The organism is Lewinella sp., assembly GCF_050633125.1.
Taxonomy (GTDB): Bacteria; Bacteroidota; Bacteroidia; order Chitinophagales; family Saprospiraceae; genus Lewinella.
Map to the genome: position 1 here is coordinate 1 of NZ_JBOEFX010000095.1, position 24429 is coordinate 24429.

Sequence of the window (24429 nt, forward strand, 5' to 3'; positions counted from 1 at the left end):
GTTGATGGCGGCGCGGGTAGCATTCCAAAAGATTTTTTGCGAAAACGAGGTAGGCACGATACGTGAGGGCGTCTGCCCAAAAGACAACCTTTCTGCTTAGGAAAGCGCGCCAAAATTTAGTCATTAGCAACAGCCCTGTACGGTTGATGAGACCACAACCTCTTACTTGATTGGAGACTACTGTTTGGCCAAAGTAAATAGTAAGGAACTTGTCTCCAGCCAAGTCAATTTTTTGAATGCGCAGCCCCGTGAATCCTACGATACGTCCATTCCGGCGATAAAGTGCATAATGCGTGTTTCGATCAATACGCTCACGGAAATTTTTCTCCGAGTAATTGTAGTAGGGCTCGTAGATTGCCCACATTTCAGCAATTACCCATTCTTCTAAATCATTACCACAAAGTTCTATTTTGATCCTTTTCTGCATTGTCTTTTGTTATGTTGACAATACAAAACTGCTAGAAACACCATTGATTTAGAATAGCAACCGGGTAAGTGGTCACTTCTGGAGGGTAATGTGCATGTTTAATGATAAATAGCGAAAATTATGGGCGAGTAGAATAAAAAATACCAGCATCGTTCTTTATCCAGGTAAATGATAGACATAAAAAAAGCCCTGTCAGCCAAATGCTAACAGGACCCAAAAGTCATCCCTATGATTAATTCTTTAGCGTAATAGGAATTACGCAATATTCTTAGCGTAAACGCTTTAACAAAAATAGACTTCCTTTTTTTCGCTACAAAATAATATCGGCTTCCTTTACGAAACGTACACTAAACTAACGGGAACGGTGACTTTATGGACTTTTTTAGGCTTCCCAAAGTCGATTCTTGATTTTTTTTTATAAAAAAGTAAATATATAAGCAGCGTTTTTAAAACATAGGGCATCTAAGCCTTATACACGAGTTGATTTTCAGAGCGAACCTTTAACAGATTTTCCTTCAAATGAAGCACCACTGAGCGTAATGCGAGTGGTGCTTTCTTCATTTTACCCGTATCTCCTCTATTCCCAAGCCCTTCCTCTTTTATCCTTTTAGATTGTTCTTATCTTGTGAAAAATTAAGGCACAGGTAAATTAAGTGTACTTAGCTATATCAAATTAACCAATTTATCTATATGAGATCTTTTCTTTTGACAAGCTTAATGGTGATCACATTAAGCATTACTAGTTTTGCAGGGGAAGGCATGTGGCTTCCGCTACTACTTGGCCAACTCAATGAATCTGAGATGCAGGCCATGGGCATGAAAATGACGGCTGAAGACATCTACAGTGTCAACCAAGGAAGCCTTAAAGATGCCATTGTCCACTTTGGCGGTTTCTGCACCGGAGAAGTTATCTCTTCTCAGGGCCTCTTGCTAACCAATCATCACTGTGGATTTGGACAAATCCAGTCGCACTCCAGCTTGGAGAATAACTATCTCGAAGATGGCTTTTGGGCAATGACCAAAGAGCAAGAATTACCTAACCCCGGTCTTTATGTCACCTTCATTGTTAGAATCGAAGATGTAACGGAAAGGGTGAATAGCGTTCTGAAACCAGAAATGGATCCCAAAGAACGGCAGTCTGCGACTGATAAAATCCTGGCAGACATCAAATCTTCAATCACAAAGGAGGAATATCAGGACGTCTCCATTCGTCCTTTCTTTAATGGCAACCAATATTTTGCGTTTATCACAGAAACTTACAATGACGTAAGGCTGGTGGGTACTCCTCCGTCTAGTATTGGAAAATTCGGCGCTGACACCGACAACTGGGAATGGCCCCGCCATACAGGCGATTTCTCTATGTTTCGCATCTATGCTGGCCCCGATGGTAAACCAGCGGAATACAGCGAAGACAACGTTCCAATGAAGCCCCGCCACTATTTGCCTGTTAGCATGGATGGTGTGGAAGAAGGAGATTTTACGTTAATTTTCGGCTTTCCTGGTAGAACCAATGAATACCTTCCTGCGGTTGCGATGGACCAGATGGTCAACAAACTAAGCCCTGTACGTATTCGCTTACGCGATAAATCTTTGGCCATTCTTGATCAAGCGATGCGCGATAACCCCGAAGCTCGCATCCAGTACGCCGCCAAACAAGCAAGTATTGCCAATGGTTGGAAAAAATGGAAAGGAGAACGCCTAGGTATCGAAGCAACTGATGCTATAGAAAAACGTTTGCAAATGGAGCAAGATTTTGTAGCAGCAATCAAAGCAGATGAAGATTTGTATGAAGCTCACAAAAATCTCTTGCCTGAGTTTGATTACCTCTACAATAAGATAGAGCCTCTGGCTATCAGCCGTGATTATGTTATCGAAATCGTTTACCGAAATGTAGAACTCTTTCGACTGACAACAACGTTAAAACGGTATTTGAATATCTACAGAAACAATGGCATTGAGGCACTCGAAGACCGTCTACCTGGATTACAATCCTACCTGGAAGAATTTTACAAAAACTACAACCCAAAAATTGATCAAAAGATAGCAATGGTTATGATGCAGGTTTATCATGAATCTGTTGCACCAAAACATCAGGCCACTTATGCCAAAGATCAACTTGAGTTTGCTAGCGGTGATGTTGAACTCCTTATAAATAAAATCTTTGGTAACTCCTTCCTCACCAAAGGAGATTTAATGCTAGAAATTTTCAGCGAATATCCCGCAAAATTTTTCGAAGAGCTAGAAGGCGATTATGCCTACCAATACATCAATGAGCTACTTAGCTTTTCAGAAGAGAATATCTTCAACCCTTATAATGAAGTCAACGACCAAATCCAAGATGCTCAGCGCCGTTATATGGCTGCGCTTATGGAGGTCTTCCCTGATCGGCGCTTCTACCCTGATGCCAACAGCACCATGCGGGTTACCTATGGCCAAGTTGATGGCTATTCTGTAAGCGAAGATGAAACCTACGAATTTGCAACCGACCTTGATGGTGTTATTGAAAAATACGTCCCCGGTGATTACGAATTCGATGTCCCTGCCAAACTTCGGAAACTCTACGAAGAAAAAGATTTTGGTGAATACACCAACGACGAAGGTCGGGTTCCTGTTTGTTTCCTGGGTTCAAATCATACAACGGGAGGCAACTCAGGTTCTCCTGCTATTGATGCCCACGGTAACCTCATTGGTCTCAATTTCGACCGTACTTGGCATGGCACGATGAGTGACATTAACTACGACCCCGAGATTTGCCGCAACATCATGGTTGATGTAAAATACATCTTGTTTATCGTCGATAAGTTTGCTGGCGCAGGTCATTTGGTTGAAGAAATGACCCTGGTGCACCCTAAACAATAGGCGAGGTAATAAATTACCGCATTTGTATCAATATGAGTCATTCTGGATTTTAGCCTTAGCCAAAATTCGGGATGACTCATGTTTTTTCATTCTAGTTGTAAACAACAATTGTAATTAACAGGCTTCGCCGCAGAAACAGAGATACTTCCAATTGCTATCTGCACCTTTACGACCAATAAGTTCGTCTAAAAAAGATAGAGAGATGCGGTTAAGCTTTATTATTCTAATCACCCTTTTCGGAGGCCCTTGTCTTATTGCGCAACAAATCACTGACATCCTATTGGAGGATCAACTTGAAGCGTTTCGAAAACATTCTCCCGAGTTTCGAAAATCGCCCAACATCCTTCATCAGGCGGTTCAAGCAAATGCTGCACTTATTACCCAGTTTCTTCTTGATGAAGACATTGACCCTAACCAATTAGACGACCAACAACTTTCGCCACTCCATTATGCGGTTCAGCAAAACAACTCAGAGATACTGACTGCACTTTTGGCTGCTGGTGCAGCGGTTGATATCCCTTCAGGTGGTGAGCTTGGCGGCACGCCCCTTATGTGGGCCTGTGCCAAGGAAGACGCCAAGGCAGCGCGCTTGCTTTTACAAAATGGTGCCAACCTCAACGCCATCGACCAGCAAGGTGACCCCGTCATCAATTGGGCGGCCTACTACGGTCATCCAGAAGTACTCAAATTACTTGTAGAAAAAGGCGTTGACGTAAGTGTTCAGAGTAAGCATGGCGATGCAGGTGATGTATTATTGCGACTTTGGCATTCAGATTCTTTATTGGAAATTTTCCACTCCACTTCTATTTACCAGTCTCCTGGCGCTGAGGTTGAAGCTATTTTCAGTCAAACTACCCATAAGGACCTACTCTCGCTAGACAAGCTATTGCAAAGTGGCGATTTTGCCGATAGCCGGGATGGTTTTGGCAACGGACTTATTCATCGTGCTACCAGCCTTGGACGGACAGATTTAGTGGAACTGCTCCTGAAGCATGGCGCAAATGTTAATCTCCTCAATCGGGTTGGACAATCAGCACTTTGCATTGCTGCAAAAAATGGGGACGATGCCACGGTAAAACAACTCCTAACAGCTGGTGCAGACGTTAATGCTACAGATACCCTTTACGCATTGAGTGCACTTATTGGCGGAGTAGTAGGTGGTGATACAAGTCTTGTAAAAAGACTTATCAAAGCAGGTGCTCAATTGGATCATCAAGAGTATGTCAACCAAGCTACAGCACTACATTGGGCGATTTTTCACCAAAATGAGGCAATGGCCCTTCTCTTGTTACAAGCCGGCGCAAATTGGAAAATGAGCTTATTTAACAATCAAACAACAACCATTGAATTAGCAGAAAACATGGGAATGATGGATTTGATAGCGAAACTAAAGGGGTTTCAAAATCACCTTCAGGACTTGAGTGGCTCTTGGAAAATGGAACAAATTGAGTACCTCTATCCCGATACAACTTACCTGATCGCCCCTCCAGCTCCCGGTATTTTTGTTGTCAGTCCACAACGCTACGTTATTCAGTATCACCCCTCGAAAAATAACAGAGCACCTTTTTCGGATTTCACCAATCCCACTTGTGAAGAACTTAGGGCCGCTTTTCAGGGTTTGGTTTTTAATACGGGGCAATTCCATATGACAGATTCCTTATTTATAGCGCAACCCGATATCGCGAGGGTTCCTGGATTTGAGGGCGCGCGACAAGTTTACAACTATCAAATCAGTGATCAACAATTGGTGTTAACCCTAGAGGACGAACAATACCCCGATGGTACCCGCCCGGATTGGGTAGGAAAAATTAGCATTCGTTTTACCTTAAACAAAGAGGAGTAGGTATCTTTCCCCACCATGCTGATAAAAACAATTCTATTTGCTTATGCCATCTTGGCCATCTTCGTATCAGGAGGTTTGTTTTTTCAAAAGAAAAACCTCCACTATCGCCTGCTATCTTCATTTGTACTATTGCTGGGGTTGGAAATGATCTATTTCCTTTACGCTACTAGTCCTATCCGAGATCTTTACCCACAATTCGCCGGGAGATACTACTTTATTTCCGGTTTTTTTTATGGTCCACTCCTTTGGTTCCATTTACAATTTTCACTAAAAGGCAAAGAGAAATTCAATCTGAAAGACACTTGGCACTTGCTTCCTATAGGATTAGCTATTATCTACTTTACTGATATTCTTGTGCTCCCTGATGCTGAACGCATAGCCTATATACAGCAGCACTTCAGTGACCGAATCATGCCAATGAATTATGCACGAGCATTGAGTCAATTGGTGTATGGAGTAATTATTTTGATATTAGTTCACGGCCTCTCTGCAGCACTCCCTCCGCTCAAACGGATTTTCTACATCTGTTTAGTCAGTCTGTACTTCTTAACCTCTGTACTCATCAGTTGGCTTACCCAATTTGCGGATAGCTGGAATGATTTCATCGTCATCTATTTTGTAATAAACACGGTGGTAATGCTGATAGCATACATGCTCTATTGGCAACCCGATTTTCTGCTGGAGCTAGGTGAGAAATACCTCAACTCCGGGATTCCCAGAAAGGACATGAAACGAATCCAAGTCAAGATAACATCAGCACTTGCGGACGAGCAAATTTTCCTGGACAATCAGCTCAATTTGAAAGCCTTTGCCGCGCACATCAAAGAAAATCCTCATCATATTTCTCAAACCTTTTCTCAATTGATCCGTGAATCCTTTAGAGATCATGTTAATCGCTATCGCGTAGAATTTGCAAAGGTCCTCCTGCACAAAGAAGAACTACAACATTACACCATAGAAGCCATTGCACAGGAGGCCGGATTCAACAACCGGGTCACTTTTAACAAAGCCTTTAGCAAATTTGCCCGGACGAAGCCTTCGGCTTATCGCAACCAGGGTAATTAGTAGCAAGCTTTGATTCCAACAAAGTAATCCGGGTTACCCCTAAACCTCAAGGAAATCTCATCTAAAATTGGCAACTTGTTGTAAACCAATATTGGGGAAGGTCTACTCCTGTAACCACTCCATTCGCTTGAGCTGCTGGTACAGCTTTTCAGCCTGACCGAAACTCAAGGTTTGCTGACCATCGCTGAAAGCTTTTTCCGGCTCGTGGTGTACTTCCATGATAATACCATCCGCTCCTGCTACTGCCGAGGCCAACGCAATCTTATCTACAAAACGGCGTACACCAATACCGTGGCTAGGGTCAGCGATAACAGGCAAATGGGTTTTCTCTTTGAGCATCACCAAAGCGTTGATATCAAAGGTATTGCGGTATGCTGTCTCATAAGAACGGATACCTCGTTCGCAAAGCATAATTCGCTCATTACCATTGCTAAAAATATACTCCGCCGAAGCCAAAAGTTCGTCAATAGTACCGGAAATACCTCGCTTAAGCAAAACGGGGCGATCTACCTCCCCTAAAGCATCTAGCAAGTTGAAATTTTGACTATTACGAGCACCTACCTGAAACACATCCACATAGTCGTGCATTTCTTCAATTTGATCTACCATCATCACTTCTGTAATGATTTTGATACCGGCTTCCCGTGTCTGCTCATGCCACATCTTGAGGCCGTCAATGCCCAAACCACGGAAGCTGTATGGTGACGAACGAGGCTTGTAAACCCCACCACGCATGATACGGATGCCATTCTTTTTCATGTGCTCAATCGTGAGTGCTACTTGCTCCTCCGACTCTATGCTACATGGCCCTACCATCATCGCGGGTGAGCCCTCTCCTATTCGGATGCCATCTCCCAGGTCGATCACCGTATTATCTACTCGCCATTTTTTTGAAACCAACTTATAAGCATCGCTCACACGATGAATATCTTTAATGCCAGGAAGCGTGCCGATAGAGCGAATATCAAAATCGGTCTTACCTACTCCCACCAAATAATTGGCGTACTGGGTTTTCACAGGATTTACGGAGTACTTTATTTTGGTCAGCTGTTCTTCCAGCCCAGCGAGTTGATCCGTAGTAATTTGAGGTTCTAATTGAATTATCATAAGGTTGTTTTTTCTAAAATTCAGAAACAGCAAAAAAGGTTACCCTCGTACCATTGTCACAAATTGATCGGTCGTCGTTTTTACTTCGTTGCCTGCTGTTAACGCTTTGATATAAGCACTTCCTATAATTGCGCCAGCTGCATATTTACAGGCCGTAGCATAGGTAGCATGGTCAGATATACCGAAACCAATGAGGCGGGGATTACGTAAATCCATAGCAGCGATCCGCTCGAAATAGGCTATTTGCTGGTCGGAAATCCCACTTTTCGCTCCTGTGATCGCTGCGCTAGACACCATATAAATGAAACCATCACTCAGCTCATCCACTATTTTTATCCGGTCATCGGTCGTCTGCGGTGTAATCAGGAAACTCATGCTCAATCCAGCTGCTTCCACCTTCTTCCGATAATGTTGCTCATATTCATAAAGTGGCAAATCGGGCAAAATCAAACCATCTATTTCCGCTTTAAGGCAATCCTCTAGAAAGCGATCGAAACCATACTGCAAGACTTGATTAAAATAGCCCATCAACACCAGCGGAACATCCACCGACTTCCTCACTTCTCTTAACTGCTCAAACAAGAGTGGCAGGCTAAGCCCGTTGCGGAGTGCTTGGGTGCCACTCTCCTGGATAGTAGGGCCATCTGCAAGCGGGTCGCTGTAAGGCATTCCCACCTCTATGAGATCTACCCCAGCGTCAGCCAGGCTCTTGATAATGGTCACCGTATCTTCCTTTTGAGGGTATCCTGCGGTAAAATAGATGTTCAGGATATGCTCCTGTTTATTTTGAAAAAGCTGTTTTATACGATTCATTGTTGTTGTTTTTGTACTCGCTGACGCTCGTGATGGTACTCGTTCCGATGTATCGGAACTCGTGATTAGTGCTCGCTGCGCTCGCGGGGGTACTCACTGCGTTCGTGGTAGTACTCGCTCCCGCGAGTGGGGGCTGCTCGCTGCCCGTGCGGAGCGTGAGTCCCTACCTTTCGTCGGGATGAGCACTACCCTCTATCGAGATACTTCATATACGCCTCCAGGTCTTTGTCACCTCTTCCAGAAAGGCAAACTACGAGTACGTCCTCTGCATTGTATTTCATTTTATCCAAAGCAGAGAAAGCATGAGCTGACTCTAGCGCAGGAATAATGCCTTCGGTACGACTAAGATTCAGCGCTGCTTGTAAAGCTTCTTCATCAGTTACATGAATTGCTTCGGCACGGCCTGATTTGATGAGGTGGGCGTGCATAGGGCCAATTCCCGGATAATCTAATCCGGCAGAGATGCTATACGGTTCAATGATCTGTCCGTCCTCCGTTTGCATAAGTAAGGTGCGACTGCCATGGATCACTCCCTCGGTTCCCAGGACGCTGGTAGCGGCAGATTCTCCTGAGTTAATTCCTAGTCCGGCAGCTTCAACGGCAACCAGACGCACACGTTCGTCATTAAGGTAATGATAGAAAGCACCAGCGGCATTGCTGCCTCCGCCTACACAGGCAACGATGGCATCTGGATAATCTCGGCCAGTATGTTCTTCTAATTGATAGCGCATCTCCTCTGAAATCACCGACTGAAACCGAGCGACCATATCGGGATAAGGGTGCGGGCCAACTACCGAACCAATGATATAATGCGTATCCGTAGGGTTATTGATCCAATCTCGAATTGCTTCATTGGTGGCGTCTTTCAGGGTGCGGCTACCACTCAAGGCAGGTCGAACTTCCGCTCCCAGCATTCGCATTCTTGCTACATTAGGAGCTTGGCGGGCGATGTCTACTTCACCCATATATACGATGCACTGCACGCCCATTAACGCACAAACTGTTGCTGTGGCTACGCCGTGCTGACCAGCGCCCGTTTCGGCAATAATACGTTTTTTACCCAGGCGTTGGGCCAAGAGTATCTGCCCGATCGTATTGTTGATCTTATGAGCCCCGGTATGGTTAAGGTCCTCTCGTTTGAGGTAGATGGTCACGCCGTAGTGTTCACTTAACCTTTTAGCTAAATAAAGCGGCGTGGGGCGACCTACATAGTCGCGGAGTAAATGCTGGAAATCCTGTTGGAATTTTTCCTCTTGCATCATACTCAAGTAAGTCTGACGTAATTCCTCTACGTTAGGGTAGAGCATTTCCGGGATGTAAGCACCACCAAAATCACCGTAATACCCATGCTCGTCTACTGCTATTGTTTTCATTTTTCTCATGATTTTAGCTCACCCAAAAAGGTTGCCAACTTGGAGGCATCCTTTAAGCCAGGTTCAATTTCAAATTTACTGTTCACGTCAATTCCGGCCAGCGCGGAATGTTTTACTGCTTTTACCGATGTTGCATCCTCCGGGCCGATACCCCCACTTAAAAGGAAAGGTGTTTTTCCGGTGTACCGATCCAGAATTTCCCAGTCGAATTTATGACCAGTGCCACCGTATTCCTGACCTTTTGTATCAAAAAGAAAGTAATCACAGTAGGATTCATAATCTACGGTAATCCCAAAATCAAAAGCGCGGCTTACTCGAAACGCTCGAATGATCCCAGCCTTACGAATACTGCTATCTTGCCATAACTGCTGCAGCGTAGCGCAATAAACAGCGCCTTCTCCGCCGTGAAGTTGGACGTAATCTAGCTCGTAATCATGTACCGCTTCTAACACTTCTCTGAACTCTGCATTCACAAAAACGCCTACTCGTTTGGGCTTACCTTCATATCGTTTTTCCTCCTGAAGGAAAGCTTGAAGATTAGCTTGGTCGCCAATGTATCGCGGTGACTTCGGATAAAAGATGAGGCCTATCCAATCCATTCCTAAAGCGCTGATTGCTTGAATATTTTCCGGTTCACGTAAACCGCAGGTTTTGATAATCATTTTCTTTCGTTGTGAAAATTTAAGCAATAGCACCATCCAGTAAAGCTTCCAATCGCTGGATACGCTGAATAAATTCTCGGCAGTGTTGTCCGGGGTTTTCGTCGCGCATAAAATGCTCACCGATCAGAAAACCCTGGAAGCCAGCCCGACGCAACTCTACAATAGCTTGCGCATCGTTCAATCCACTCTCAGAAATTTTGACCATTTCCGTAGGGAGCATTGGAAAGAGTTCGATCGAATGCGAAATGCTCACCTCAAAAGTTTGCAGATTGCGATTGTTCACACCTACAATGTTTGCCAAAGGGCTAAGTTTATCCAGTTCTTGGGGGCCATGTAATTCGACCAAAACCTCTAAGCCTAAGCTGCGCGCGAAAGTCGCCAACCGGTGGAGTTCATCTTTTTCCAAACAAGCAGCAATCAACAGAATGGCATCAGCGCCAATACTGCGTGCTTCTACAATTTGGTACTCATCAATAATGAAATCCTTGCGGAGAATCGGACAGAAGTTGAATTTCCTGGCCTCGGTCAGGTCTGCATTTTTACCACCAAAAAAATGTTCATCCGTAAGGATAGACAAGGCCGAAGCGCCAGCCTGCATGTAGCCGATACTTACTTCTTCGACGTTTGCATACAAATTGATGGCTCCTTTCGAGGGGCTTTTTCGCTTAAACTCGGCAATGATTCCCTGCTTGTCTTCTCTTTGTAAATACTTACTCAGACTGACCGTTGGTGTCTTAAAGTAGATACTGTCTTCAAGTAGTTTCACAGGAAAGCGTTCCTTTCGATCCGCTACTTCCTGCTTTTTGTGAGCGACGATTTTATCAAGAATATCCATGGTTCGTTAGTTGTTTGAAGTTATTTTGTAAAGTTTGGCAAGCGCCTCCCCTGTTTCAATACTTTCTCGGGCTTCTTGCACACAATCCAGCAATGATTTTTCAGGACAAAGTGTATGAATAGCCAATCCTGCATTGGCACATACCACTGCTTTTTGAGCAGGAGTAGCCATATCATTGAGGACGTCCAGGAAGATCGATTTCGCTTCGGCTGGGGTTTCCCCACCATACAAGGATTTGGGATTAACTTGATACATTCCAAAGTCATCAGGCGAGAGCAATTGCTCACCACGAGAACTGTGCACCTTCGCAAGGCCCGTCAGGCTGATCTCATCATACCCGTCTAAAGCATATACGATGGTATAGTCTCTGCCAGATTCCTGCATGAGGTAATGATACAATCGGGAAAGTTCCTGGGAAAAGGTGCCAAATAATTGATGGGAAGGCTGCACGGGGTTTACCAACGGCCCCAGCATATTAAAAAAGGTCTTCATCCCCAATTGCTTACGCACCGGCACAACCGCTTTAAGGGCTGGATGGAAGAGTGGCGCATGCAAAAAGCAAATATTTGCCTTATCCAATTGCCGCAATAAGGCGTCGGAATCATTGGTAAATTCATACCCAAGCTCCATAAGCACATTAGAAGATCCTACCGCTGAAGAAACGCCATAGCTACCATGCTTGGTTACTTTATAACCGGCACCAGCCACAACAAAACAAGAACAGGTAGAGATGTTGAAAGTATTCTTTCCATCACCTCCAGTGCCAACAATATCAATGGTCGTTTGCCCGCCTACATTCAAGGGCACAGCCAATTCAAGCAGCGCATCACGGAACCCCTGAAGTTCGGCCATGCCTATACTCCGCATTTGGAACACCGTTACAAAACTTGCGATTTGGACATCATTGAACTCTTCACGGGCGATGCCCAACAACATTCTTCGGGCTTCTTCCCGATTCAATTGCTCGTGGGCAAATAATTTTTGCAAGGTCTTTCTCATAAGGCAACTGCGCGTTTTTCTTGAACAAAAGCAAAGAAGTTTTCCAGCATCTGGTAACCCTGCGGTGTCATGATGCTTTCTGGATGAAATTGGACACCAAACAACGGATATTCCCGGTGGCGAATAGCCATAATTTCTCCGGTTTGGTCTACTGCCGTCAGTAAAAACGCTTCGGGCAAAGTATCTTTCTTGATTACCCAGCTGTGGTAGCGCCCTGCCCTAAATTCTTTGGGGATTCCCTTGAAAAGGATAGGTTCTACCTCCGTCTGAAGCATATTGGTTTCAATACCATGGTACACTTCAGCGAGGTTTTCCAAGCTACCGCCAAAAGCTTCGCCTATGGCTTGATGGCCTAAACAAACGCCAAGGATAAACTTATCTCCCGCATATCGTTTGATCAGTTCAGGCATAATACCCGCTTCTTCGGGCAAACCTGGCCCCGGAGAAAGAATGATCACATCGTAAGCTGCGACTTCCTCTACCGTAATGGCATCATTACGAATGACGTCAACCTTCCGTTCCAGTATCTCCTGTACGTATTGTACCAGGTTATAGGTAAAGGAATCATAATTATCAAGCACTAAAACTTTCATATTTCTATTATTGGATCGGTAAAAAGGGTACTGGAATCAGCTACTAGATTTTTGTCGCTTCCTCTAGTGCTCGCTTAAGCGCACCGAGTTTATTATTGACTTCCTGCAATTCTTTTTCTTCATCGCTAGCCACTACAACGCCAGCACCAGCCTGATAAAACAGCTTATTGTTCTGACTCATAAACGAGCGGATAACAATCGCCTGGTTCATTTCGCCATTAAAATCTACATAGCCCAAAGCGCCACCATAAAAGGAGCGGTTTTGGTTCTCGTAACGATTGATCAATTCTATCGCCTTGTACTTAGGCGCTCCCGAGAGTGTCCCCGCCGGAAAGGTGTCCCCAAAAATTTGAATAGGATTACTGTCTGGGCCCAATTCCCCGGTAACGGTAGATACCAGGTGAATCACATGGCTGTAATAATGAATATCCTTCAACTCTCGCACCTGCACATCATGGGCGTGGCGACCAAGGTCGTTTCTGGCCAAATCGACCAACATGATATGTTCGGCATTTTCTTTGGGGTCTTCACTTAAGTCTTGTGCTGCCTGTGCATCTTCCTCCATGTTTCCGGTACGGCGATAGGTTCCCGCAATAGGATTCAACTTGGCCTGCCCATGACGGATAACCATCTGCGCCTCGGGGGAAGATCCGAAAATGCGGTAATCTCCATAATCAAAATAAAAGAGGTAGGGAGAAGGGTTTACAGAACGGAGGACACGATACACCTGAAATTCGTCGCCTTGAAAAGCCTGTTGAAACTGTCGGCTGAAAACGATCTGAAAGACATCTCCCCGCTGGCAATGCTCTTTGCCAATTCGTACCAGGTTTTTGAACTCCTCATTGGTAAGGTTACTGGTTTCTTCCCCATTCAAGGTAAAAGGGTGTACCCGAAACTGGGGGCTATTGATACGAGTTTGCAATTCATTCAGGCGGCTTTCTTCGCCAGGAAGTCGGTTCTCCAGCAAGTACAACTCGTCTTTATAATGATTGATGGCCAGAATAAAGCGGTAAAGATGGTAACGTAAATCCGGCAGGTCAAATTTGCGTTTTTCTCTCGGAAACTCGAGGGTGTCAAAATACTGTACACCATCGAAACCAGTATGCCCGAAGAGGCCATTAAACCCTCGAAAAGGCGTATCCCCCTGCGGCTCGAAGTGACTGAGAAAAGCCTTAAACTCTTCCGCTACCGTTTCTGTCTTTGCCAAAGGGCGAGCATTCGTTGCTTCTCCAGGAAACTGGGTTTTCACAACTCCAGCCTGTACCTGAAAGCTAGCCAGCGTATCCAAGCCAATAAAACTGAAACACTCTTCCTTGTTACTGATATCATTGCTTTCCAGCAAAACGGGATCGGTGTAATGATCGCGCAAACGCAGATACAGCGAAACGGGGGTAAGCGTATCAGAGAGCATCCTGCTGACGCTCACTTTTAGGACTATTTTTTTTGTTGTAGACATCTATGTTGCACTAAAGATTATGATCATCTGATAAAATAAAAATCGGCTTGCCGAGTGAACGACAAGCCGATTTTCATAGTGTAAACAAATACACGAGCAGCCTATTCACTCTGGTTAGAATGTATAGAATGCCACCACCAATTGTTTTGATTACACAAATTCATTGTAAATAATTATAGCGCCAAATATAAGGTACGAGGATTGACTTATGCAAGGATGAGCTTGATTTTCTTTTAAAAACTAATCATAAGGAGAAACATGCTGCTGTCTTTTTAATAAACTTATTATCCTAATCCTGTTATGTCTCTGTAGTAAAATTGGGTAAATGTTTACCAGCAAAAACAGAACACCTACAACTAAATAGTCAATCAATTTATATTCTTTATTTATGATCAAGGCTATTATCAAAAAGAACACCATCCCAATAATATGTCTAAACTCCCATTTCCTTGTTTGAACTTCAAATCTCAATAATTTTTGACACCTATCGGATGAGTCGAACTTCAAATGTCTTTTCCCAACATATCGGTAGATCAAATCTCCACTTGTTGGTAAATACTTTTTGAAAAAATTAATGCCAATATATTTGTAGATACTGCTTCGCCCATTTTGTTCGAATATTTTTGGTTTGAAGTATATTTTCAACAATCGGTTATCCAGCATTCTTCTTGGTTTTTCATACCCTAGGGTCTTTCCCCACAATGCTAAACATGCAATATTCGCCAAGTCATTTCCTTTAGTAACTCTCCTTCCGGCTTGCCTGTTGCGTTGTAGCCAACCCCTTTACTTTTGAGGTCAAACTCACGCAGGATGTGGATGACCTCTTGTGCCTTGCTAAGTGGGTAATGGCGAGCAGCACCTCGATATTCTCTGAGAAAGAAGTTGGAGCGCAAACCTAACGTTTGCAAGATTTCCGGCTCCGCAGCGCGAGCAACAGAATGAAAAAGGTAAATTTTACTGAAGTAATTGTACAAACTACCAATAACTACCTGGATAGGATTCTTGCGCGGATTGGCAATGAAATATTGCACCATCCGATTGGCTTTTAGCACATTCCTAACGCCCAGGGCTTTTTGAAACTCAAAAACGTTATAGTCTTTGCTGATACCAATGTGTTGCTCGATTAGTTGCTGGGTCACTTCAGAATCAGGGGGAAGATTGAGCGCCAGTTTATCTAATTCGTTCACGACTTTAGATAAGTCGCTGCCCAGGTATTCTGCCAATAATTCAGCTGCTGCTGGCCCGGCCTTTAGCTTCTTGCTGCGCAGATAATCCGCTATCCAATCGGGCACCTGATTATCATAGAGGGGTTTAGCTTCGAAGATGTTAGCGTTTGCTTTGACGGCCTTGCCAAACTTCGAATTGAAGTTGTACTTTTTATGCTTATGGCAAATGACCAATACCGTCGTCGGGCTGGGTTTTTCCACATAGCTCAAAAGGTCTTTAAGCGATTTCATCTCCTTGGCTTCCTTCACTATTACCAGCTGGCGCTCTGCCATCATAGGGAAGCGGCGAGCAGCATCTACTACCTGCAAGTTGTCTGTATCTTTCCCATAAAGGATGGTTTGATTGAAGGCTTTTTCGTGCTCGGCCAGTGCATGTTCTTCAATCGTATCTGCAATCAGGTCAATAAAGTAGCTCTCCTGGCCATGCAGGAAATAGATAGGAGCGAATTGCTTCTTTTTGACGTCCGCTAATATTTTCTGATAACTCATGCCTCTTATTACGCAAAAAACAAGTTGACCCTTTTCTCAACTTATTCTTGTCCTGTTTCTTATTCAATTTCTTCGAAAAACCCAGTTTTTGTGTTTTTGCGCACCTTATCCCAATCAAAGTACCGGCCATTCATCACCACATAAACTCCTGGAGGCAACATTTGGGCGAAAGCCAGTGCGCTCCCCAAGTTAAAGAATCCATCACTAGAAGTACCAAAAGCATAAGGAATCATAGCCCCCGTCAGCACAATTGTTTTATCAGCAACCCCTTGTTCTGCCAAATAAGTAGCTGTAGCAACCATTTTATCGGTTCCGTGGGTTAGCAAGATATTTTTGCTTTTCGACCGGCGACAATTATGTAAGATAATACTTCGATCGTCATCCGTCATTTCCAGGCTATCGACCATCATCAGGGTTTTCAGATCAATATCGAGGGTGCAACGGCCGCGTTCAAACATACTGCTTAAATGCGTATCCTTGAAAAACAATTCACCGGTAATCATATTGTACTCTTTATCAAAAGTACCTCCGGTTACAAAAATTTGGATCATTGGTTAGTTAAATTGGCTATTTGCGAAGGTAGTTTTTGTCAATAAGAAATAAAACTATTCCCTGTAGCCATTTTCTACTCTACTTTAAATAGGTCATCCGAGATTCCTTGGTTTACTTTTAAAGTGGTCACCTGAAAAAATAAAGATTCTTCTATAAAGCCACCGGTCATGATGATTTGATGTGGAAACTTCACCCCATTTATGGCCCGATAATCTGAAAAATCTGTTACAACCCCATCTCCATCAATACCGCCTACTGTACGTACCAGGTAACCTGTTCTGCTATCATAATAATGGGTAGATTGTCTTCCTGAAGGACTGGTAACTTCAATGGAATGAACATTTTGCCTATTCAATACCGCAGTACCTGTAAGTTTCAGCTGTACGCCTTCTTCTTGGTACCTTAACTGAGGAAAAATGATGGCCAACGAACGACACATCTCCAAATCTTCCGCTGTTATTTCCTTTGGGATAGTTGTTCTGGTAATACGGGCATTATTTCCATCAAAAACAATCTTAGCTAGTTCAAGATCACCGATGCGGAATTCTCCAAAAAACATCTCGTCATTTTTCTTGCTGCGCGTCATGATCATTGTTTCCGCCTGGAGTTTAGCCTCTGCTTCCATTTGAAAATCAGTAATCGCTGCTAGACGTTCCCGTCCTCCAATAGCTGACAAATACTTCTCTATAACTCCCTGTGCGGTAACATTTTCTGTAACACTCCCCATTTCTACCATTTCCATTTCCACACCTTGCTTTGTGTAATAATGTACTTTCTTATCTCCCGCAAACTGCGCAAGAGAGGGTGCAATGGCTTGGTCTCCAGCTACTACAATATGTGCCCGTCCTGGCAAGAGATATTCCCGAGCAACTTCCAGAATTTCGGAAGGAGTAATATTGTTTATCTGTTGTGAATAGTCGTTATAATAATTGCGGGGCAACTTGAACTGGACAATAGAAAGTGCTCTCCCTGCTTTGCTATCTTGATGGAATAATAACTCCTGGTTTTTCATCGCTTGACTAATCAGAGATGCTTTGGCATTAGCCAATGCTTCTTTGGTAACCAATTGGTTCCTAAAGACTGAGAGGGCGGCTAAAATGTCCTTTATCGCATCCTCTGCCATTTCAGGAAGAAGAACGCCTGGGGCAACCTTCAAAACACCCAAATGCTGATCAGGAATGACTGTTACGATATCATCGTACTCATTCCATGTTGCTTCAGCTAATTTTGCCTCTAAAAGTTGCTCTAAAACTGCCATCTTAAGTACATCCTCAGAACTGGGCCGTAAGGGAATTGCATAGCCAACTTCGATACTAACATACTCATCAGAAGGAACATTAACAAAACTAAGCCTCGTGCTCTCAGGCAAAGGCGCTGGATTGTAAAAAGCCGCAAACATTCCTCCCTGACCACGCCAATTTCCAAAATATTCCTCCGCTAAAAAGCGTGCTTCTTTTGCTTGAATATTCCCGGAAACAACCAAATAAGAAACAATGGGGCGATAGTATTTTTTGTGAAAATTCTGACACGTTTCCTGTGTTACATTGGCTACACTACTCTTCGACATCCTTTCTCCGTAGGGGTGATCTGTACCAAAAGACAATTGATTGAACAGATTACCAGATTGGTCAATGATNNCTCTAAATCACCATTAAACTCTTCTTTTAGCTTGTCTAACGCTGGTTTTGGAAAAGTGGGCTGCTGAATCAACTCTGCCAACAATGCCAAAACGCCCTCTTTATTATCAGAGGGTGCCGATAACAGCAGCTCTGCACGCCCTGAAGTCAACCTACAGTCCAATGCCTTTAACAGAGAATCAATTTCTGCCTCGGTGTGCATCTTTGTCCCAGCAGGCAATAACCGCTGAACAAGTTCGCTCACTCCTTTGTACTCTCCCTCTTGTACGAGTGGATAGTCAACGACTAGATCCGCCGAAAAACGGTGGCTACTGGTATCGGCGAGCACAATAACCCGGAGGCCGTTCTCTAGTTTAAAATCCGTAAAACCAGCATCCGTAGAGGGCTGTTCCTGCCCCCACAGGGCGTTTCCGAGACAGCAAAGTAAAAAGAATAGAACGAAGCTTTTACATGGCATTTTTACGTAATCTCTCATAGAAGTTAATTTGTGCTCTGTTTCTACTTAATAGAAAAAAACGATCTTCTCTTACCTAGAGATGGTAAGAACATTTATAAAAGTTTCTACTTAAATATTTTTGATCCTTCTACCGCGTGGCTGCCAACAGGTACAAGATAGCCATCCTTACCGCCACGCCATTTTCTACTTGCTGGAGAATGATGCTGTGATCGGAATCAGCCACTTCACTAGTGATTTCTACGCCGCGATTAATTGGGCCGGGGTGCATGATTACGATAGGATGATCCAATTCGTCTAACAAAGCTTTCGTGACGCCAAAATGTTGGGCATATTCGCGCAGTGATGGAAAGAATTTAAGCTCCTGCCGTTCCAGTTGGATACGGAGAATATTGGCCACGTCGCACCAATGCAAGGTGTCCCGAATGTCATAAGAGACTTCTACGCCCAAGTCTTTGATGTATTTTGGAATCAAGGTTGGTGGGCCGCAGACCCGTACTTTAGCACCGATTTTCAACAAGCAAAAAATGTTACTCAATGCTACTCGGGAATGCAGGATATCGCCAATGATCGCTATCTTTTTCCCGGCTAGGTCGCCCAATTGCTCCCGCATTGAAAAGGCATCTAAAAGCGCCTGTGTGGGGTGTTCGTGAGTGCCATCGCCCGCATTGACGATGTTGGCATTGATATGCTGAGAAAGAAAATGGTGAGCCCCTGGTGCAGGGTGTCTCATAACTACCATATCGACCTTCATCGACAGGATATTGTTGACCGTATCCAGCAGGGTTTCCCCTTTCTTGACGGACGATGACGAAGCAGAGAAGTTCACCACATCCGCAGAAAGTCGTTTTTCTGCCAATTCAAAGGATATGCGCGTTCTGGTAGAATTTTCAAAAAAGAGATTGGCAACCGTAATATCCCGCAAGCTGGGCACCTTTTTGATGGGGCGATTAATAACTTCTTTGAACTCTTCTGCCGTTTGAAAGATAAGCTCAATATCTGCTGCTGTGAGATATTTGATGCCCAGTACGTGCCGGGTACTCAATTGCTGAATCGTAGCCATTTAGTCCTCTGACGGTTTTTGTGGAAAAAGTATAATCTGGTCTTGTCCGTGATGCTTTTGATACTCTACACTTACGTAGGCATCATCGAGGGCATCTACCCGCATCCCCACGAAATCGGGCTGAATTGGTAAATGGCGATTAAACTGCCTATCTACCATCGTCAATAAGGTTACCGAACGAGGGCGTCCGAAATTGTTAAGTGCCGTGAGTGCTGCCTGAATCGTTCGCCCTGTATAAAGAACATCGTCAATAAGAACAACTTCTTTTTCTTCTACCAAAAAAGGCATTTGGGTAGGATTGGCTTTGAGTGGTTTCTCTCTTGTTCGAAAATCATCTCGGTAAAAGGTAATATCCAGCTTACCAAATTTAAGATCATCAATGCCAAGCAGCTTCAACTCTTCGATGATCACCTCACCGAGCCATACGCCTCGATGCTGAACGCCTACCAAGCAGGTACTAGAGAAGTCATCATACCGTTCAATCAGCTGATGACACAAGCGACGAATGGTAAGACCAAAACGTTCGCTATCCATTATTACACGACTGTTATCCATGTTGGACAAAGGTAAGTCTATATCCGCAAATTCAATAGTTCTTCGCACAGAGAAATTACTACCTTTGTTTAATGGATAACAGTAAACCCAGTACCATCCAGCGATTACCCGCTGCTTTTCGCCCCCTGGCTTTCGTGCTGGTTGCTGTGGCCGTTAGTTTTTTATTCCCCGCTGATCTGCGTTTCAAATACCAATATGAGAAACAGCAGACCTGGCGCTACGAAGACCTGGAAGCCCCTTTCGATTTTGCTATCCGCAAAACAGAGGAGGAACTGGCAAACGAACGCCAAGAGGTTGTTCAGCATTCTGCCCCTGTCTTTGTATTGGATCCCGATATTGCCAAAGAAAGAAAAGTAGCGTTCTCCGACCAGTTTCAACAGCAGCTTGAACAGGCTAAAAAAAGTGCTCAATTTCGAGATGTCCCTCTCCAAGCCCAGAAATACCTCAATTACGGATTGGCATTTCTGGATCGCATTTTTCAACGGGGTATTATCAAGCTCGATGGTAATCAGAAAACCATAGCGCAAGGAGAGGTTATCACCGTGCTACGAGGCAACACCTATCAGGATCAGACCCTCGAAAACGTACTCAACCTCAAGGCTGCTATCGAGCTTATCACAGACTCGCTCCCCTACAGTTCGCTATCTGAACCAGAATTTCTATTGCCGCTGCTACAAGACCAATTACAGGCTAATATCTTCTACAGTCGTGATCGGACTCAACAAATTCTCGACGATGCGCTTGGGAAAATTGTCACCTCTCGTGGGCTTGTTCAAAAGGGGGAAGTGATTATTACCAAAAACAGTGTTATCACAGAGGAACTCTACCAGGCCTTGTATTCTTTCGAGCAGGAGTATCAAGAGCAAGTTATTTCCAAACGGTCTATTTCTAACATTTTTTTCGGGTATCTCATCCTCACCCTGCTGGTGCTTTTCTTTCTGGCACTTTACCTGCGTAAGTATGCTCCACTCGTCTATAATCGTTTACCGAAACTGTTATTCATCCTGATTTGGCTGGTGATCTTCAGTTATCTGGTTTACCTGATTGAAAATACCGAAGGACTCAATAGTTACCTGATTCCTTTTTGTATTGTGCCCATTGTCGTCAAAACATTCTACAATGAGCGATTGGCGCTTTTCACCCACATCATTATTGTATTACTTACCGGGTTTCTTTTTTCACTGGGCTTTGAATTTGTTTTTCTTCAGATCATGGCGGGAATGGTCGTTGTTTTAAGTAGCATAAATACGCGGGACTGGTCAGGCTTTTTCTATGCTATCCTGTATATTTTCCTCACCTATTCGATTGGCTATTTGGGGCTGGCACTTATCCGGGAGAACAGTCTCAGTGCGATTGATTGGTCCATTTACACGTGGCTGTTCCTCAATGCGTTTTTGACCCTCCTATCCTATCCTTTGATCCCGTTACTCGAACGTGTTTTTGGGTTCGTATCCCCCATCACCCTGGTAGAATTGATGGATATGAACCAGCCTCTGTTGAGGGATTTGGCCCTCAAAGCACCAGGAACTTTACAGCATTCGCTGCAGGTTGGCAACCTTGCCGAGACAGCTGCCCGACGTATTGGAGCTGACCCCTTGCTGGTAAAAGTAGCCGCTTTATACCACGATATTGGTAAAATCAAGAATCCGGAATACTTCATTGAAAACCAATCGGGCCGTAACCCTCATGAAGGAAATACACCGTTGGAAAGTGCCGAAATAATTATTGAGCACGTCAGTGAAGGTGTAAGAATGGCCAAAAAAGCCGGACTGCCTCCGCTGTTGATTGATTTCATCCGAACCCATCACGGAGATACCCGTACCGAATATTTTTACCGTAAGTATCTTGATGATGACGAGCAAGAAAACGGACAGGACGAAGAAGAACACTTCCGCTATCCTGGCCCAAAACCACGTAGTAAGGAAGAAGCTATCCTAATGATTGCCGACTCGATTGAAGCAGCCTGCAAAAGCTTGAAAGACCCCACGGAAGAGGAACTCTATAATTTGATTGACAAAATCATCGAAGGGAAACAAAAAACGGGTCAACTCAAAGACTCGGTGATCAGTTTCCGAGAGCTGGAACAATGCCGCATGGTTTTCCGCCAGATTATGAAGAGCGTTTACCATGTGAGGGTGGCGTATCCGGAGGAGGAGGAATAGGTTAGATGGTTGATGGACACGCTTTTAGGTAAACCTATATTTATAAGGTAAGACTAGAATAATTAAAGGTCTCCCAAAAGTATCTCGGAGAGATGCCCTATTGGTAGAAAACAATGATAGTGTAATCAGATCGACCTCGGATGAGGTCGCACCTTAGGTGACCTGCTTGTCATCGCCCAATGTGTAGGCCAGCAGGCCGGAACACGCCGCATCCCGATCCATCGGGAGAGGAAGACAAGGGACGGGGATGGGCAGGAGCGGTAGCGACAGACAGCCCGGTGCCTTCTCCTGACTGATGCAGTCAGGAGAAGGCATGGCCCCCATAAAACGCCTACTCTCTTCCAAATTTACTGCACACGATTGCCCTGTCTTCCTTGTAGGGACAGTTTCGGCAATCATTGCCACAGCAATAACCACGTTGTTTAAGGAAATAGGCTGTCAGGACCATTAATCCGTTTTCCAGATAATAATCACGGCCTTCTACCAATGGAGACATAAGAAAAAGCGCTATTAAGCCAGTTTTGCTGGGTACTGCTGGCGAAACCAAGCGTAAGCGCCAAAGATCACTCCGCAGTAAAACAAATCACCAGCTACGGTACTCCAGAAGAAGGGAATACCTGCTACGATAGCGGCAATAAAGCCGGTAAAATCCTTGGTGTACAAAGGAGAAACCTGCCAAGAGGCTGCATTTGTGAGCAGGAAGAAAACGACCGAGGCTGTGAGGCTGGCTTTGATGACATTGCCTGTCTTGACACGGCCTCTAAGCCACCAGCCGATGCCCATGATCATTGCAAATGCAATGTATACGAAAGGACTGATTTTCCAGACAAAGTTATTGTAATAATCAGCGTAGATGATATTATTGATAAAGAGGTCGCTGAGGTAAAGGGCAACCAAAGGGATCAATAAAGCCTGCCATTTATCCTTAAGCTGTGAAGCACCAAAAAGCGCGACTGCACCTAAGGCCGTAAAATTAGGATAGTGAGGGATAATCCGGCTGAGAACAGCAAAGAGGACTAATACGATGGCCAGGATTAAACTTTTGGAGGGCTGATTATTCATAATACTAAAATACAAAATGGTTCGCTGCAAAGATATGAAAAGTTTACCTTTGCCCATCGCAAAAAAATGATTCTCTGCTATTCTTTGATAGCCAGAGAAGGAGAAAATTTTAAATGCCCTTCGATACATCATGGATGCTATGAAAAATATTCTTGTCTTTTTACTTATTTACTGTTTAGTTTCTGCGTGCAAGCCAGATACGGCTACCAGTACTCCACCAGCAGCAGCAAGCAGTAACCCTGAGAATATTGCTTTATTATCTCACCGTTACCTGGTACAGGATCAGCAGTTATTGACGACCTTTCGTACCAGAGCCAACAAAGGGGTAGATGTTTATATCTATGAAGGCAAAGACGTGGTGGAGCTGGCTCAAAAAGGTCCACTTAAAGGTGATCTTGTTATTTTAGAGGACCTCTACCAGGCTCATCAGTTGAAAAAGGCAGGTGTGATTTCGCCTTATAATGCGGGCACCTTTGGTGATTATGTTCCTTCTCGCTATGTGGATAACGAAGGTTATTGGGCGGGAGTGACCCGGTGGACGATGAGTTTTGTTTATCGCCCTGACAGAGTAGACATACTCCAAATGCGCAAATATGGCGGCATCCTTGATCCTCGTTACCAAGGCCGGGTTGCAATGGCTCATCCGGATAGTAGTGGGCTCATCAGTATGGTGGCCGGAATGATCGCTGCTCATGGAGAAGAACCCGCACGTATTTATCTGGAGACCCTGAAACAAAACCTCAACCACGCTCCTAAGGGCAGTGATTGGGAGGCCATCTCCTCCGTACTCAGAGGAGATGCCGACATTGCTTTTATCAATGGTTCAGAGTTTCTTCGCTACCAGCATTCCGGCAATCCGGAGATGTTTAAATCACTGGCAGCTTTAGAGATGGAGATTCCTACCGACAATGATGAAAACAATTATTATAACATCACACCTATTTGCATCTTAAACAATGCTCCTTATCGGAATTATGCCATCAACCTCGTGGAGTTTCTTACTATTGAAGAAAACCAAGGCATGTTTGCCGAAGCCTTTTTTGAGCATCCTGTTAATGTTTTCTCACCATCTGGAGAATTACTGAACAATACTTTCAATCTCCCTCAAGGGAAGATCACTGCGGAAATGACAGAAAATCAACTAGATAAGGCCGAGCAATTGGTTCACCAAATCTTCCGCTAGCATTTTTTCACTGT

22 protein-coding genes and 1 pseudogene are annotated in these 24429 nt (G+C 44.3%); 5 read left to right on the forward strand and 18 right to left on the reverse strand.

Annotated features, from left to right (window positions below; genetic code table 11):
* On the reverse strand, positions 1-427 hold a 427-nt coding region (locus tag ACRBG0_RS19895), incomplete at its 3' end, for a hypothetical protein (RefSeq protein ID WP_431488604.1).
* A gap of 690 nt (positions 428-1117) precedes the next feature.
* On the opposite strand from ACRBG0_RS19895, the gene ACRBG0_RS19900 reads away from it, so the two are divergent.
* The 3 genes from ACRBG0_RS19900 (at position 1118) to ACRBG0_RS19910 (ending at position 6194) form a co-directional block, all read left to right on the forward strand.
* Positions 1118-3286, forward strand: coding sequence for a S46 family peptidase (locus ACRBG0_RS19900; RefSeq protein ID WP_431488605.1), 2169 nt, complete (start codon positions 1118-1120; stop codon positions 3284-3286).
* A gap of 202 nt (positions 3287-3488) precedes the next feature.
* Entirely contained in the window at positions 3489-5129 is a 1641-nt protein-coding gene (locus ACRBG0_RS19905; RefSeq protein ID WP_431488606.1) for an ankyrin repeat domain-containing protein, read from the forward strand.
* A gap of 15 nt (positions 5130-5144) precedes the next feature.
* Positions 5145-6194: a helix-turn-helix domain-containing protein gene (locus ACRBG0_RS19910; protein WP_431488607.1), complete on the forward strand. Its 1050-nt coding sequence runs from the start codon at positions 5145-5147 to the stop codon at positions 6192-6194.
* 102 nt (positions 6195-6296) lie between these two features.
* Here ACRBG0_RS19910 and aroF read toward each other — a convergent pair whose 3' ends face one another.
* The 15 genes and pseudogenes from aroF to pyrR all read right to left on the reverse strand — a co-directional run bounded on the left by aroF (position 6297) and on the right by pyrR (position 20056).
* Positions 6297-7301: a 3-deoxy-7-phosphoheptulonate synthase gene (aroF, locus tag ACRBG0_RS19915; protein WP_431488608.1), complete on the reverse strand. Its 1005-nt coding sequence runs from the start codon at positions 7299-7301 to the stop codon at positions 6297-6299.
* 39 nt (positions 7302-7340) lie between these two features.
* Positions 7341-8114: a tryptophan synthase subunit alpha gene (trpA, locus tag ACRBG0_RS19920; RefSeq protein WP_431488609.1), complete on the reverse strand. Its 774-nt coding sequence runs from the start codon at positions 8112-8114 to the stop codon at positions 7341-7343.
* Between the two features lie 185 nt (positions 8115-8299).
* Positions 8300-9487: a tryptophan synthase subunit beta gene (trpB, locus tag ACRBG0_RS19925; RefSeq protein WP_431488610.1), complete on the reverse strand. Its 1188-nt coding sequence runs from the start codon at positions 9485-9487 to the stop codon at positions 8300-8302.
* Between the two features lie 5 nt (positions 9488-9492).
* Positions 9493-10149, reverse strand: coding sequence for a phosphoribosylanthranilate isomerase (locus tag ACRBG0_RS19930; protein ID WP_431488611.1), 657 nt, complete (start codon positions 10147-10149; stop codon positions 9493-9495).
* Positions 10150-10168: 19 nt separating this feature from the next.
* A complete protein-coding gene (gene trpC, locus ACRBG0_RS19935) occupies positions 10169-10984 on the reverse strand; it encodes an indole-3-glycerol phosphate synthase TrpC (RefSeq protein WP_431488612.1) in 816 nt (271 codons plus the stop codon).
* A gap of 6 nt (positions 10985-10990) precedes the next feature.
* Positions 10991-11983, reverse strand: coding sequence for an anthranilate phosphoribosyltransferase (gene trpD, locus ACRBG0_RS19940; protein ID WP_431488613.1), 993 nt, complete (start codon positions 11981-11983; stop codon positions 10991-10993).
* Positions 11980-12576, reverse strand: coding sequence for an anthranilate synthase component II (locus tag ACRBG0_RS19945; protein ID WP_431488614.1), 597 nt, complete (start codon positions 12574-12576; stop codon positions 11980-11982). Before ACRBG0_RS19945 ends, trpD begins: the two co-directional genes overlap by 4 nt.
* Positions 12577-12619: 43 nt before the next feature.
* Positions 12620-14032 carry an anthranilate synthase component I family protein gene (locus ACRBG0_RS19950; RefSeq protein WP_431488615.1) on the reverse strand — a complete coding sequence of 471 codons (1413 nt, stop codon included), beginning with the start codon at positions 14030-14032 and terminating at the stop codon, positions 12620-12622.
* A gap of 240 nt (positions 14033-14272) precedes the next feature.
* Positions 14273-14695 carry a hypothetical protein gene (locus ACRBG0_RS19955; protein WP_431488648.1) on the reverse strand — a complete coding sequence of 141 codons (423 nt, stop codon included), beginning with the start codon at positions 14693-14695 and terminating at the stop codon, positions 14273-14275.
* A 41-nt stretch (positions 14696-14736) separates the two neighbouring features.
* The gene (gene holA / locus ACRBG0_RS19960) at positions 14737-15747 is read right to left on the reverse strand and encodes a DNA polymerase III subunit delta (protein ID WP_431488616.1); all 1011 of its coding nucleotides are present in this window, start codon (positions 15745-15747) and stop codon (positions 14737-14739) included.
* Between the two features lie 59 nt (positions 15748-15806).
* A complete protein-coding gene (locus ACRBG0_RS19965) occupies positions 15807-16298 on the reverse strand; it encodes an asparaginase domain-containing protein (RefSeq protein ID WP_431488617.1) in 492 nt (163 codons plus the stop codon).
* Positions 16299-16372: 74 nt separating this feature from the next.
* A partial coding sequence (locus ACRBG0_RS19970; protein ID WP_431488618.1) for an insulinase family protein occupies positions 16373-17935 on the reverse strand: 1563 nt, incomplete at its 5' end.
* 2 nt (positions 17936-17937) lie between these two features.
* Positions 17938-18411: pseudogene (locus tag ACRBG0_RS19975) on the reverse strand (insulinase family protein); the annotation flags it as partial.
* A gap of 109 nt (positions 18412-18520) precedes the next feature.
* The gene (locus tag ACRBG0_RS19980; RefSeq protein ID WP_026211466.1) at positions 18521-19444 is read right to left on the reverse strand and encodes an aspartate carbamoyltransferase catalytic subunit; all 924 of its coding nucleotides are present in this window, start codon (positions 19442-19444) and stop codon (positions 18521-18523) included.
* A gap of 9 nt (positions 19445-19453) precedes the next feature.
* Entirely contained in the window at positions 19454-20056 is a 603-nt protein-coding gene (gene pyrR / locus ACRBG0_RS19985) for a bifunctional pyr operon transcriptional regulator/uracil phosphoribosyltransferase PyrR (RefSeq protein ID WP_431488619.1), read from the reverse strand.
* Between the two features lie 23 nt (positions 20057-20079).
* On the opposite strand from pyrR, the gene ACRBG0_RS19990 reads away from it, so the two are divergent.
* The gene (locus ACRBG0_RS19990) at positions 20080-22170 is read left to right on the forward strand and encodes an HD family phosphohydrolase (protein ID WP_431488620.1); all 2091 of its coding nucleotides are present in this window, start codon (positions 20080-20082) and stop codon (positions 22168-22170) included.
* Between the two features lie 331 nt (positions 22171-22501).
* Here ACRBG0_RS19990 and ACRBG0_RS19995 read toward each other — a convergent pair whose 3' ends face one another.
* Positions 22502-22666 carry a DUF5522 domain-containing protein gene (locus ACRBG0_RS19995; protein WP_431488621.1) on the reverse strand — a complete coding sequence of 55 codons (165 nt, stop codon included), beginning with the start codon at positions 22664-22666 and terminating at the stop codon, positions 22502-22504.
* A gap of 14 nt (positions 22667-22680) precedes the next feature.
* Positions 22681-23232 carry a DUF6580 family putative transport protein gene (locus ACRBG0_RS20000; protein ID WP_431488622.1) on the reverse strand — a complete coding sequence of 184 codons (552 nt, stop codon included), beginning with the start codon at positions 23230-23232 and terminating at the stop codon, positions 22681-22683.
* Positions 23233-23371: 139 nt separating this feature from the next.
* Between ACRBG0_RS20000 and ACRBG0_RS20005 the strand changes: the two genes are divergently transcribed.
* Complete coding sequence (locus ACRBG0_RS20005; protein ID WP_431488623.1) at positions 23372-24415, forward strand: ABC transporter substrate-binding protein; 1044 nt, start codon at positions 23372-23374, stop codon at positions 24413-24415.
* The last annotated feature ends 14 nt before the right edge of the window (positions 24416-24429 follow it).

Excerpts from the sequence above, each read along its gene's own strand:
- ACRBG0_RS19900 (WP_431488605.1), top strand. The coding sequence starts at position 1,118 with ATGAGATCTTTTCTTTTGACAAGCTTAATGGTGATCACATTAAGCATT.
- ACRBG0_RS19905 (WP_431488606.1), top strand. The coding sequence starts at position 3,489 with ATGCGGTTAAGCTTTATTATTCTAATCACCCTTTTCGGAGGCCCTTGT.
- ACRBG0_RS19910 (WP_431488607.1), top strand. The coding sequence starts at position 5,145 with ATGCTGATAAAAACAATTCTATTTGCTTATGCCATCTTGGCCATCTTC.
- aroF (WP_431488608.1), bottom strand. The coding sequence starts at position 7,301 with ATGATAATTCAATTAGAACCTCAAATTACTACGGATCAACTCGCTGGG.
- trpA (WP_431488609.1), bottom strand. The coding sequence starts at position 8,114 with ATGAATCGTATAAAACAGCTTTTTCAAAATAAACAGGAGCATATCCTG.
- trpB (WP_431488610.1), bottom strand. The coding sequence starts at position 9,487 with ATGAAAACAATAGCAGTAGACGAGCATGGGTATTACGGTGATTTTGGT.
- ACRBG0_RS19930 (WP_431488611.1), bottom strand. The coding sequence starts at position 10,149 with ATGATTATCAAAACCTGCGGTTTACGTGAACCGGAAAATATTCAAGCA.
- trpC (WP_431488612.1), bottom strand. The coding sequence starts at position 10,984 with ATGGATATTCTTGATAAAATCGTCGCTCACAAAAAGCAGGAAGTAGCG.
- trpD (WP_431488613.1), bottom strand. The coding sequence starts at position 11,983 with ATGAGAAAGACCTTGCAAAAATTATTTGCCCACGAGCAATTGAATCGG.
- ACRBG0_RS19945 (WP_431488614.1), bottom strand. The coding sequence starts at position 12,576 with ATGAAAGTTTTAGTGCTTGATAATTATGATTCCTTTACCTATAACCTG.
- ACRBG0_RS19950 (WP_431488615.1), bottom strand. The coding sequence starts at position 14,032 with ATGTCTACAACAAAAAAAATAGTCCTAAAAGTGAGCGTCAGCAGGATG.
- ACRBG0_RS19955 (WP_431488648.1), bottom strand. The coding sequence starts at position 14,695 with ATGCTGGATAACCGATTGTTGAAAATATACTTCAAACCAAAAATATTC.
- holA (WP_431488616.1), bottom strand. The coding sequence starts at position 15,747 with ATGAGTTATCAGAAAATATTAGCGGACGTCAAAAAGAAGCAATTCGCT.
- ACRBG0_RS19965 (WP_431488617.1), bottom strand. The coding sequence starts at position 16,298 with ATGATCCAAATTTTTGTAACCGGAGGTACTTTTGATAAAGAGTACAAT.
- ACRBG0_RS19990 (WP_431488620.1), top strand. The coding sequence starts at position 20,080 with ATGGATAACAGTAAACCCAGTACCATCCAGCGATTACCCGCTGCTTTT.
- ACRBG0_RS19995 (WP_431488621.1), bottom strand. The coding sequence starts at position 22,666 with ATGTCTCCATTGGTAGAAGGCCGTGATTATTATCTGGAAAACGGATTA.
- ACRBG0_RS20000 (WP_431488622.1), bottom strand. The coding sequence starts at position 23,232 with ATGAATAATCAGCCCTCCAAAAGTTTAATCCTGGCCATCGTATTAGTC.
- ACRBG0_RS20005 (WP_431488623.1), top strand. The coding sequence starts at position 23,372 with ATGAAAAATATTCTTGTCTTTTTACTTATTTACTGTTTAGTTTCTGCG.